This is a genomic window from Sedimentitalea sp., assembly GCF_039973035.1.
Lineage (GTDB): Bacteria > Pseudomonadota > Alphaproteobacteria > Rhodobacterales > Rhodobacteraceae > Sedimentitalea.
Genome location: NZ_JBDWLR010000046.1, coordinates 1 through 10,711, shown reverse-complemented (window position 1 = coordinate 10,711; position 10,711 = coordinate 1). Strand labels below are relative to the sequence as shown.

The 10,711-nt window shown below is 57.9% G+C and carries 8 protein-coding genes and 3 pseudogenes; 6 read left to right on the top strand and 5 right to left on the bottom strand.

Annotation, left to right across the window (positions count from 1 at the left end):
• Both ABJO75_RS11900 and ABJO75_RS11895 read left to right on the top strand, forming a co-directional pair.
• Positions 1 to 90, top strand: a pseudogene (locus tag ABJO75_RS11900) (IS6 family transposase); the annotation flags it as partial.
• Between the two features lie 114 nt (positions 91 to 204).
• Positions 205 to 303: pseudogene (locus ABJO75_RS11895) on the top strand (IS6 family transposase); the annotation flags it as partial.
• Positions 304 to 463: 160 nt separating this feature from the next.
• On the opposite strand, the gene ABJO75_RS11890 reads toward ABJO75_RS11895, so the two are convergent.
• The 5 genes from ABJO75_RS11890 to ABJO75_RS11870 form a co-directional block, all read right to left on the bottom strand.
• A complete protein-coding gene (locus tag ABJO75_RS11890; RefSeq protein ID WP_348130524.1) occupies positions 464 to 2,518 on the bottom strand; it encodes an NADH:flavin oxidoreductase in 2,055 nt (684 codons plus the stop codon).
• Between the two features lie 109 nt (positions 2,519 to 2,627).
• The gene (locus ABJO75_RS11885) at positions 2,628 to 3,053 is read right to left on the bottom strand and encodes a universal stress protein (RefSeq protein ID WP_348130527.1); all 426 of its coding nucleotides are present in this window, start codon (positions 3,051 to 3,053) and stop codon (positions 2,628 to 2,630) included.
• Positions 3,046 to 5,634, bottom strand: a complete 2,589-nt coding sequence (locus tag ABJO75_RS11880) for a TRAP transporter permease (RefSeq protein ID WP_348130530.1) — start codon at positions 5,632 to 5,634, stop codon at positions 3,046 to 3,048. The genes ABJO75_RS11885 and ABJO75_RS11880 overlap by 8 nt, the downstream gene beginning before the upstream one ends.
• Before the next feature lie 58 nt (positions 5,635 to 5,692).
• The gene (locus ABJO75_RS11875) at positions 5,693 to 6,673 is read right to left on the bottom strand and encodes a TAXI family TRAP transporter solute-binding subunit (protein ID WP_348130533.1); all 981 of its coding nucleotides are present in this window, start codon (positions 6,671 to 6,673) and stop codon (positions 5,693 to 5,695) included.
• Positions 6,674 to 6,719: 46 nt separating this feature from the next.
• On the bottom strand, positions 6,720 to 7,355 hold the full coding sequence (locus ABJO75_RS11870) for a GntR family transcriptional regulator (protein WP_348130536.1): 636 nt from the start codon (positions 7,353 to 7,355) through the stop codon (positions 6,720 to 6,722).
• Positions 7,356 to 7,498: 143 nt separating this feature from the next.
• On the opposite strand from ABJO75_RS11870, the gene ABJO75_RS11865 reads away from it, so the two are divergent.
• The 4 genes and pseudogenes from ABJO75_RS11865 to ABJO75_RS11850 form a co-directional block, all read left to right on the top strand.
• Complete coding sequence (locus tag ABJO75_RS11865; protein ID WP_348130539.1) at positions 7,499 to 8,860, top strand: FAD-binding oxidoreductase; 1,362 nt, start codon at positions 7,499 to 7,501, stop codon at positions 8,858 to 8,860.
• Positions 8,860 to 9,681 (top strand): pyrroline-5-carboxylate reductase, encoded by an 822-nt coding sequence (gene proC / locus ABJO75_RS11860; RefSeq protein WP_348130541.1) that lies wholly within the window; start codon positions 8,860 to 8,862, stop codon positions 9,679 to 9,681. Before ABJO75_RS11865 ends, proC begins: the two co-directional genes overlap by 1 nt.
• A gap of 26 nt (positions 9,682 to 9,707) precedes the next feature.
• Positions 9,708 to 10,466, top strand: a complete 759-nt coding sequence (locus tag ABJO75_RS11855) for an electron transfer flavoprotein subunit beta/FixA family protein (protein WP_348414101.1) — start codon at positions 9,708 to 9,710, stop codon at positions 10,464 to 10,466.
• Positions 10,466 to 10,711 (top strand): annotated as a pseudogene (locus tag ABJO75_RS11850) (electron transfer flavoprotein subunit alpha/FixB family protein); the annotation flags it as partial. The gene ABJO75_RS11855 and the pseudogene ABJO75_RS11850, both read left to right, overlap by 1 nt.

Below are 10,711 nucleotides of genomic sequence, written 5' to 3'. Positions count from 1 at the left end.
CGTTACAGACTCACCGCAACATCATACCGCCACGCTCGGGCCGATGCTTTCAGCCTCTGGGCCGACTACACCGCCGAATTGGTGGCGTGATCGACCGATCACCAGAGCATTAAAAGCCACGGTCAGCAACTTGGCAATCCCGTTCGTTTTGATCATGGGGCCCCATCGCACATCAACGGAGGCCGTGCATTAAGTTTACGGTGCCGGGCGGAGAATTCGCACGTGCCATTTCGACGACGAGAACGGGCAATGCAGCGCTTCCGGCGGATGCGAAGTCTGCAGAAATTCGTCTCCGTCCACGCTCGGTACACAACCATTTCAATCAGGAACGCCACCTCTACACCCGACAGATTTTCAAGCTCAACCGCGCCGCCGCTCTCGCCGAGTGGCGTCAGCTTTGTGCCGCCTAAGGTCCAGTGGTTCCTGGGAAACTGAGACAGGTTAGAATCTGTCTGACACCACCCTACAGAGCCTTGCAGATACGATTGGCATCGAGCATGGACGCGTGGATGCCGCGTGCCGAAACGCAGTCTCCGATACGGAACAAGGCAAAGTTGCCCTGTTGCGCTGCGTCTGTCGCCAAACAGGATTGCTCATCAGCGCAGATCAGCTCATCGATATCCGCTTGACCCTGGTTCACTGATTGAGGGGCGAGATCATCATAGAGGTCATCCATCGGTACGGTACCCGTTTCGATCACGACCTGATCGTAGTCTCGCCGCTCTTCTTGGGCGCTGTACTCATTGCGGATTGTTGCGATAATCCGGTTTCCATTGCGGCCGATTTTGAGAAGCCGCCAGTCGGGTTTAATATTGACTCCGGCACCGTACAGGTTGCGCAGGTGGATCGCATGGTTGGTGACGCCCACATCTTCCGCGATCATGCGGTCCGGTGTCACAATGTCGACCTGGCTGCCATTTCCGGCGATAAATTCGGCAACCGTGGGGCCGCTTTGACCACCGGTCTCGTCATATACTAAGACCTTGCTACCAAGGGGAATCTCTCCGGACAGGACGTCCCAAGCCGAGTTGCCGAGCATCTCTCCGCCGTCGATCTGTCCGCTTTCGGGCATACCACCCACTGCCAGAATGACCACGTCTGGAACAAGCTCCATTACGTCCTCCGCTTCGGCATAGGTGTTGAAACGGAAATCCACCCCAAGTGACACGCATCGGTCATAGAGCCAGCGAGTGATGCCGATCATGTTTTGTCGCCAGGGAATGCGCGCGGCATAGACGACCTGTCCGCCGGGATCCGACTGTGCTTCCAGAACCGTAACTTGATGACCGCGCTCGGCGCTGATCCGGGCCGCCTCCAGTCCCGCCGGGCCAGCGCCGACGATAACGACATTGCGCTTGCTTTCAGCGGACTCGGTGTCATGTGTGAAAGTGCGCTCACGCCCCGTTACTGCGTTGTGCAGGCAAAGCGCGTCACCCCCACGGTAAATGCGGTCGATGCAGTAACCGGCACCGACGCAGGGGCGGATCTCCGCGTCCTTGCCCTCCAGATGCTTGCGTACCATGTGTGGGTCGGCGATCTGTGCACGGGTCATGCCGATCAGGTCGACATGGCCTTCGCTGACGGTAAAATTCGCTGTTGCCAGATCAGCCACACCTGCGGCGTGCAGCACCGGTAGTCCGGTGGCGCGACGCACCTTTCCGGCCAGTTCCACGAAGCGGCCCGCTGGAAAGGCCATAGACGGGACAGTTTCAGCCACGCCCGCCTTGGTCCAGTTGGCCGCGCCGGAAACATTCAGGCAATCGACCAGCCCACTCTCGGCATGGGCCAACGCGATAGCGATCCCGTCCTCTTCGGTGATGCCTCCGTCAATGAATTCATTCGCGGTAAAGCGCAGGCTAACGATGAAATCCTCGCGCACTGCCTCGCGGACGGCTTCCAACACCTCGATGCCAAACCTGAGACGATTTTCCAACGACCCGCCATAGGAATCTGAGCGGGTGTTTGCCAAGGGACTCCAGAACTGCCCGATCAGATGTCCCGACACCAGCAGTTCGATCCCGTCCAGCCCACCCTCGGAGCAGCGCCTTGCGGCGGCGGCATAGTCGGCGATGATGCGCCGGATATCCGCCGGCTCAATGATTTTAGGCATCGCCCCATGCGCCGGTTCCCGCAGGGCCGAAGGGGCGACGGTGGGCAGCCAATGGTTGCCGTCCGGTCGGGTGCGGCGTCCCGCATGGCTAAGTTGACACATGAGAGGGACATCATAGGCATGGATGCGATCGGCAAAATTTCGGAAGTGCGGAATAATGCAGTCGTCCGAGAGGTTCAGCTGCCCGAAGCTGGGCGGAGAATCCTTAGAAACGGAAGACGCCCCTCCGAACATGGTCATTGCCAGGCCGCCCCGCGCCTTCTCCTCGTGATACAGCTGATACCGTTCACCTGGAAGTCCCTCCTCGGCATAGGCCGGAGCGTGGCAGGTGCTTATGATCCTGTTCTTGAGCGTCAGATGTCCAAGCTCGAATGGCTGAAACAGGGATTTGTAAGGGGATGAGATCATGTGTCTACACGCAGTCTTGGATGGGGCGAGAGTTAAAGGACGCAAGGGCGGATACCTTTGCCATGATGCGCAGTTCTTGGTGCAGCGAGGGCGGTTGCTGGTGCATATCTTAACCTCTGACCACCATGACCGAACAATCCGCATGGCGAACGACGCGGGCCGCGTTCGGGCCCAGCAGGTAATCGCTTAGTTCGGGACGGTGTGAAGCCAGGACAATCAGGTCGATCTCGGCCTTCCGCGAGAGGGTGATGATTTCATCATAGACCGAACCGGTCGCAACATGCAGGCGCAGCCGCTCGGTCTGCAGCGCGATATCCGAGCCAATCTGCTCAAGCGTACGTTTGACAGTATCGGCGTTCTCTTCGGCGAAATCTTCGGGGAAAATATTTGCGGCATAGCGGCCCAGCCGGGGGATGACCGAAAGGATATGCAGCGTCGCGCCATAGTCCTGGGCGATCCGGACTGCCGTCTCGATCGCCTTGGAACTGGCGGTGACGGATTCCGGGTCCACTGGCAGCATGATATCATCATACATATTCGCTCCTCCGTGCCGCGCGCCTGCGCTGCAAGGCGATAATCATTGCCATGATGGCCAACAACGGCAGCAGCAGCCAATTTGGGTTCATCCGATCGACCGACCGTTCTAGCGCCAGAATCTTCCAGTCGTAATCCAACCCGCCCTTTTGCGCCTGACCGTCAAAACTGAGATCGGTCACCAAAAGCGCATCGCCTTCGGGTTCGACGCCAAGGCCAGCCGAGTCAAACAGCACATCCTCGGCGCTCTGCCCGCCGTCCCCGCGGAGCGTAAGCACGACGGTTTTGGATATTGTTGCGCCTGAAAGATTCTCACCTTCCGCAATCAGGCGCACATCAATCTGGCCCTCCAACCCATCCGCCAGTTTCAGCAACACGTGCACAGGTTCGCGTTCAAACGGAGGTTGTACCGCGTCCAGAATGGCCGCCGGTCGCAACAGCAGGATAGCGACGACGACAAGAACCACGGATTCCCACAGCCGCGACCGGGCAAAGAAATATCCCTGCGTACCGGCAGCGAAAATCACCATTGCCACAATGGACGAGCCGACAACCAGCCCCAGATGCCAAGCACTTTCAACGCCAATCAGCAACAGAGCCGGGTTTAGCACAAAGATGAATGGCAGGATCGCAGTCCGCAGACCGTAGACAAAGGCGATCAGGCTCGTGCGCATTGGTTCTGAGCGCGCCACGGCCGCACCGGCAAAGGCATCGATGGCTACAGGTGGCGTCGTGCCGGACAAGAGGCCAAAATAGAATACGAAAAGATGTACCGCGATGGGCGGCACTTCGATCCCGTGCTCGGCGGCGAGGGTGACAAAGGGATTGGCCATGATCGCAGCGACGACGATGTAGTTCGCGGTCGTCGGAAGGCCCATGCCCAGCGCCACACACATGCCCGCAGTCAGCAGCATCATCAGGAAGAAGCTACCGCCGGACAGGGTCTGGATTATTTCAGTCATCAGCAGCCCGAGGCCCGTGGCAGATACGACGCCAACGATGATCCCGGCAGCGGCCATCGCGACGGCCACGCCGGTCATGTTGCGTGCACCCATGATCAGACCGTTGACCAGGTCTTCTGCTCCCGACTGCCAAAGCGCTGCACTGACAGGCCGTCTGTGTGCCAGAGCCAGAAGCGGTTTCTGGGTCAGCAGAAGGACAAATATCGACAGGATCGCCCAGGACACCGACAGCGCGGGTGAAAAGCGTTCAATCATCAGGCACCAGACCAGCACCCCGATCGGCAGGATATAGAACAAACCGGCCAGAAAGATCGGCAGTGCTGCAGGCACCTTGAGCAAAGGGGCTTCAGGGTCGTCCACCTCGATTTCCGGGTAGCGGCGCGAAACCCAGATCAGGCCGATATACAGCCCGGCCAGAAGTAGCACGGTCATGATCAGGGCGTTGTCACCAAACAAGGCCCCAATCGCTTCGAACAGGAGATACAAGCCAAAGCCGACTCCGGACAGCAGGGTGATCGTCAGGATTGAGTGCATCAACCGCTGCGTGCCACTGTAGGTCACTGCACGCTCCAGCACCGCCATGCGCCCTTTCAGTGCCTCGATATGGACGATGCAATAGAGGCCGAAATAAGAGATAAAGGCGGGGATAAAGGCATGGGTGATCACTTCGAAATAGCTGATGCCCACGAATTCGGCCATCAGGAAGGCGGCAGCCCCCATGATGGGCGGCATGATCTGACCGTTGATCGATGACGAGACCTCAATGGCCCCGGCCTTTTCGGGAGAGAAGCCCACTCTTTTCATCAAGGGGATCGTAAACGTGCCGGTCGTGACCACATTGGCAATCGCCGAACCCGAGATCATTCCGGTCAATGCCGAGGAAATCACCGCCGCCTTGGCTGGGCCGCCCCGCAGATGGCCTAGCAAACCGAAGGACAACTGAATGAAATAGTTGCCCGCGCCCGCCTTGTCCAACAGGCTGCCGAACAGGACATAAAGGAAGATGAACCCGCTGGAGACTCCCAGAGGCAGACCGAAGACGCCTTCGGTCGACAACCACATATGTTCGGTAAACCGGTTCAGGGACAGGCCGCGATGCGAGATGATTTCGGGCATGTTTGGCCCGAGAAAGGCGTAGCCGATGAATACCAATCCAATGATGACCATTGGCAACCCCAGTGCGCGCCGGGCCGCCTCGAGCAGCAGGCCAAGACCGGCGAACGCTACAAAAAATTCCAGCTGTGTCCGCGCCCCGCCGGACCGCGAAACCACGCTTTCATAGTTCACGACGGTATAAAAGCAGGTCCCGACCGCAATCAGGCACAACACAATGTCGAGGGTCGGTATCCCATCTCTTCGTGACCGGGCCGTCGCCGGAAAGGTGAGGAAGGCCAGTGCCAGTGCAAAGGCGAGATGGATTGACCGCTGCAGCGTATCGTTGAGAATGAGAAAATCGAACCAGAAAGGAAATGGGGACGCAATCCACAATTGGTAAAGTGACCAGAGGAGCGCCACCCCGACAATTGTCAGATGGGCCTTGCCGGTCAGTGTGCGACCGCCCAGATCATTCTCTTCGATCAGTCGAGCATGTCCCCTGCTCTGTGCTGCTGGGTTTTCCATGTTTTTCCTCTCGGAGAAAAAAGCTCCGGCACTTGGGCCGGAGCACAGTCAGGGCGATCTACTTGAGCAGACCGACTTCGCGGAAGTACCGTTCGGCGCCGGGATGATAGGGTGCCGTCCGTCCTGCGGTGGCGGCGGTTTCAATTTGTACTGCGTTGAACATCGGCGACTGGGCCTTGAAGGCGTCGAAATCGTCAAACACCACCTTGACCATCTGATAGATCACGTCTTCCGGCACATCGGCGCTTGCGTTGATCGTCGCTGGCGTGCCCCAAGTCACGATTTCTGCCTCTTGTTCGCCGTATGTACCGGCCGGAATGACAACCGGGATCACATATGGCTTTTCTTCCATCATCGCTTTCACAACGTCATCATCCCATGAAATGACCTTGGCGTCGCAGGTGCTGGTGGCTTCGAGGATCGACGCCGCGCCGACGGCAGTCGGATAGACAAAGGCGTCGATCTTGCCGTCGCAAAGCGCTTGCGACTGCTCTTTCGAGGTTAGCTTGGTTTCCTGTTTGAAGAAGCTGTCCGCATCCAACCCATAGTAGCCCAGCATCTCATAGACCTGTGCCTCGGTGCCTGAACCCGCGTTTCCGGTGTTTACAACCTTGCCTTCGAGATCAGCGAAGCTATCGATGTCGGCGTCTGGTCGGGTGACGATATGTGCGGCATCGGCATGCAATGAGAACAGGAATCGCAGATTTTCGTTTTTGCCGTCTTCGGCAAACTGGTCAGTGCCATGCCATGAGTGGAACTGCCAGGCGGACATTGCGATACCCACTTCCAGATCACCGACCTGGATCGAGCGCATGTTGGCCACGGATCCGCCCGTGGATTCAACCGTGCAGCGGATGTTGTGATCGTTGGCCTTGCGGCTCTTGTTCAGCACATTGCAGATGAATCCGCCTGTCGGATAGTAGCCGCCGCCGATCCCGGCAGTGCCGATATTTACATACTGGCGCTCCTGCGCGGCAGCACCTGTAGCGACAATTGCGACCAAACTGGCTGCGGTCGCGAATTTTGTCAGTTTTCCCATGTTGGAACGTCCTTTTCTGTTTCTGTTTTTTGTGAAGTGGGGTCGTTCAGGCGCCTCTTCTTAGAAATGCCGCGACCTCTTTTTGGGATGCTTCGATATGTTGACGGAGCGTCTGTACAGCGCCTTCAATATCCTGCTGCTCGCAGGCATCGAGAATGGCATCATGTTCGCGCATCGGGCGCTCCAGGCCGCTGGCAGTAGATACGAGCAGGCGCAGATACTGGCCGAGCCGATCTTGGAGATCGTTGATCATCCCAAGTAACGGCGGATTTCCACACGGCTCGTAGAGCATGTGATGGAACCTGGCGTTCATTGCGCTCCATTCCTTGGCCTCGGTACGTTGCGCGTAGTCGACCAGCAACTCGCGCATGTCTCGAAAGTCGGAGTCGATCATGTTCGGAATGGCCAATTCCAGCGCGCGGCACTCCAGGGCGACGCGGATATCCAGAAGTTGCAGGATTTCCCTTTCGGAATACTGGCGAACAGTCGCGCCCTTGTTTTTTTCGAAAGTGACGAGGTTCTCGACCTCCAAGCGCCGCAGCGCCTCCCGCACCGGAATCTTGCTGACGCCAAAGCGCTTGGCAATCTCGTCCTGACGCAAAGGAGAGCCCGGTTTGATCTCTCCGGACAAGATCTGGGTCCGAACATCTTCATAGATGGGATCTGCAGCGCTTGAGGTCATGTGGTTTCCACGGCGTAAGTAGCAATTTCGGATTTGATCCTTGCAAATCGTATACTATTTTGTCAACTTATAATCCTAAAATACCACATCAGGCCGCAAACTACTTTCGCAACCTGTCAGAAATCATTGGGAAAATTGCCAAAATGCGCTCTGCATCCACCATTGTCATCGGCACAGGAATCATTGGAATCGCCACGGCTTATTATCTGGCTAAGAATCACGGCCAGACCCGGATCACCTTGATTGATCGCGATCAACCGATGGCATTCACATCGGCCCAATCAGGGGAAAACTACCGTAATTGGTGGCCCCAACCGGCGATGGTGGCCTTTACCAATCGCAGCACTGACTTGCTGGAAAAGATTGCCCGTGACAGCGGAAACCGCATCAACATGAACCGACGCGGCTATGCGCTGGCTACCCGGGAAACAAATACTGATGAATTGGTGGCGCAACTGCATGACGGACTTGGTGAAAGCGCCGAAAAATTGTTGCGCTATCATTCGGAGAGCCGTTCAGACACCTATGCGCCCTTCGACAGCTCCGATTGGGAAGGCGTGCCCGATGGCGTCGACATCGTTCAAAACCAAGCTCTGATCCGCGATCGTTTCCCTGGCTACGATCCGGAAATCCGGACAATCATCCACATTCGGCGTGGCGGTGATATCAGCGGACAGCAGCTGGGCATGTATATGCTGGATTACCTCAAGTCGGTCGGCGTAAAACGTGTCGTCGGCGAGGTTCGCAATATCACCCAGCAGGATGGGTTCCGAGTTGAGATTGCGAATTCTTCCGGGACCGAAACTCTGGCGGCCGATCAGCTCGTCAACGCTGCCGGGCCATTCGCCGACAAAATCGCAAAGATGATGGGTGTTGATCTACCGGTCTACAACACGTTCCAACAAAAGATTGCTTTCGAAGACCGCAAAGGTGCCATTCCCCGCACGATGCCGTTTTCGATCGATCTGGATGGGCAAAAGATCGACTGGTCCGACGAGGAACGCGACATGCTCCGCAATGAACCTGAATTTGCATGGTTGGCTGGTATGATGCCCGGCGCCATTCATTGCCGCCCCGATGGCGGCGATGCGGGCAAATGGGTAAAGCTCGGCTGGGCCTATAATGAAACCCGCGCCAAAGCGACGTGGGAACAACAACTGGACGAGAATTTCCCGGATATCGTGCTCCGCGGTGCTGCGCGGCTCAATCCTGCACTCAAAGCATACTACGGACAGTTGCCCCGCAACATGCACCACTACGGCGGCTGGTACACAATGACCGAGGAAAACTGGCCCCTGATCGGTCAGATGGGCCCCGAGGGAGCCTTCATGAACTGTGCAATGTCCGGGTTCGGCACCATGGCGGCCTGTGCAGCGGGCGAGCTGTGTGCAGCCACCATCGCCGGGGCCGAATGCCCTGACTATGCCCCGGGCTTATCGCTGGCGCGATATGATGACGCGGCGCTGATGGCCGCTCTTCGTGCCGCGAACAAAGGGGTTTTGTAATGGACAGCATCCTGCTTGTCGGTGCGGGCCGCATGGGCGGGGCCATGCTGCGAGGCTGGATCTCCGCGATGGGCAGCGGCTATCATTTTGTTGCGCTGGACCCTCACGCGGGCCCCTCGCTTGCCGATATCGGCAACGAGCCGGTACCCGGAAGTCGGTTCACCTATGTCGCTCAGATTAAGGACCTTCCACCCAACCTACATCCCAAGGTGGTAGTGCTGGCCACCAAACCGCAGCAGGTCAACCAGGCCATCACCGATTTGGGTGACTGCATCGTTTCCGATACGGTTGTTGTTTCCGTCGCCGCTGGCGTCTCCACCCAATCCATCAGTGGGGCCGCCTTCACGGACGCCGCCATCGTCCGTGTCATGCCCAATATCGGCGCCTTGGTTGGCAGCGCGGTTTCGGCTGGTTTTGCCTTGCCAGAAACGCTGCCGCATCAGAAAGCGCTGGTTGAAGAGCTTTTCGCGTCCGTGGGCCAAATGATCTGGCTGGACAGAGAAGAGGATATGCACCTCGCAACAGCGGTATCCGGAAGTGGTCCGGCCTACTATTTTGCCTTCTGTGAAGCCATGATTGCGGCTGCGGAAACTGAAGGACTTCCCTCGGACATTGCCCGCGCTCTTGCGATCGGAACGGTCACTTCGGCGGGGCAATTGCTCACCCGGAAACCCGACCCAACTCACCTGAGAGAAACCGTCACAAGCCCGAATGGAACAACCGCCGCAGGATTGGGCGCGTTGTTGTCCAACGGGGAGTTGAAAAGACTGTCCCACGACGCTGTTCGAGCCGCAGCAATGCGCTCGCGAGAGCTCTCTTGAAACCTGAAAGACAAAGGAAGCCGCAGATGAAGGTATTGGTGCCTGTCAAGCGCGTGATCGACTATAACGTGAAAGTTCGCGTGAAGGCGGACGGAAGCGGTGTCGATCTGGCCAATGTGAAGATGTCGATGAACCCGTTCGACGAGATTGCCGTCGAAGAGGCCATTCGCCTGAAAGAAGCAGGGAAGGCCGAGGAAATCATCGCTGTATCCATCGGCGTAAAGCAGTCGCAGGAAACCCTGCGCACAGCGCTGGCAATGGGTGCAGACCGGGCGATTCTGGTTGTGGCAGCAGATGACGTGCACACCGACATCGAACCTTTGGCGGTTGCCAAGATCCTCAAGGCGATTGTTGACGAAGAGCAGCCCGGCCTCGTGCTCTGTGGCAAACAGGCGATCGACAACGACATGAACGCCACCGGTCAGATGCTGTCCGCCCTGTTGGGCTGGTCGCAAGGCACCTTTGCTTCTGAGCTGGACATTGATGGCGACAGCGCCGTTGTGACGCGCGAAGTCGATGGCGGATTGCAGACCATCAAGGTCAAGATGCCGGCCATCGTTACGGTCGATCTGCGCTTGAACGAACCACGCTATGCGTCGCTGCCCAACATCATGAAGGCCAAGAAAAAGCCTCTGGATGAGAAAACGGCTGCGGACTACGGCGTTGATGTCAGCCCGCGTCTCGAAATCGTCGGCACCGCCGAACCCGCAACCCGCGCGGCCGGGATCAAGGTCGCGTCGGTGGACGAGCTGGTTGCGAAACTCAAGGAAGTGGGGGCTGTATAATGGCTGTACTTTTGCTTGCCGAAGTCACCGATGGTGAACTGGCGCTGGACGCGACCGCCAAGGCGGTAACCGCTGCGGCGAAACTGGGCGATGTGACCGCGCTGTGCTGTGGTGCTTCTGCCGCTGCTGCCGGTGATGCCGCCGCCAAGATCGCTGGCGTGTCCAAGGTGCTGGTCGCCGAGGATGCATCATTGGGCCACCGCCTCGCGGAATCGACGGCTGCACTGATCGTGTCGCTGGCTGGC

Excerpts from the sequence above, each read along its gene's own strand:
- ABJO75_RS11885 (WP_348130527.1), bottom strand. The coding sequence starts at position 3,053 with ATGTATGATGATATCATGCTGCCAGTGGACCCGGAATCCGTCACCGCC.
- ABJO75_RS11880 (WP_348130530.1), bottom strand. The coding sequence starts at position 5,634 with ATGGAAAACCCAGCAGCACAGAGCAGGGGACATGCTCGACTGATCGAA.
- ABJO75_RS11890 (WP_348130524.1), bottom strand. The coding sequence starts at position 2,518 with ATGATCTCATCCCCTTACAAATCCCTGTTTCAGCCATTCGAGCTTGGA.
- ABJO75_RS11855 (WP_348414101.1), top strand. The coding sequence starts at position 9,708 with ATGAAGGTATTGGTGCCTGTCAAGCGCGTGATCGACTATAACGTGAAA.
- ABJO75_RS11870 (WP_348130536.1), bottom strand. The coding sequence starts at position 7,355 with ATGACCTCAAGCGCTGCAGATCCCATCTATGAAGATGTTCGGACCCAG.
- proC (WP_348130541.1), top strand. The coding sequence starts at position 8,860 with ATGGACAGCATCCTGCTTGTCGGTGCGGGCCGCATGGGCGGGGCCATG.
- ABJO75_RS11875 (WP_348130533.1), bottom strand. The coding sequence starts at position 6,673 with ATGGGAAAACTGACAAAATTCGCGACCGCAGCCAGTTTGGTCGCAATT.
- ABJO75_RS11865 (WP_348130539.1), top strand. The coding sequence starts at position 7,499 with ATGCGCTCTGCATCCACCATTGTCATCGGCACAGGAATCATTGGAATC.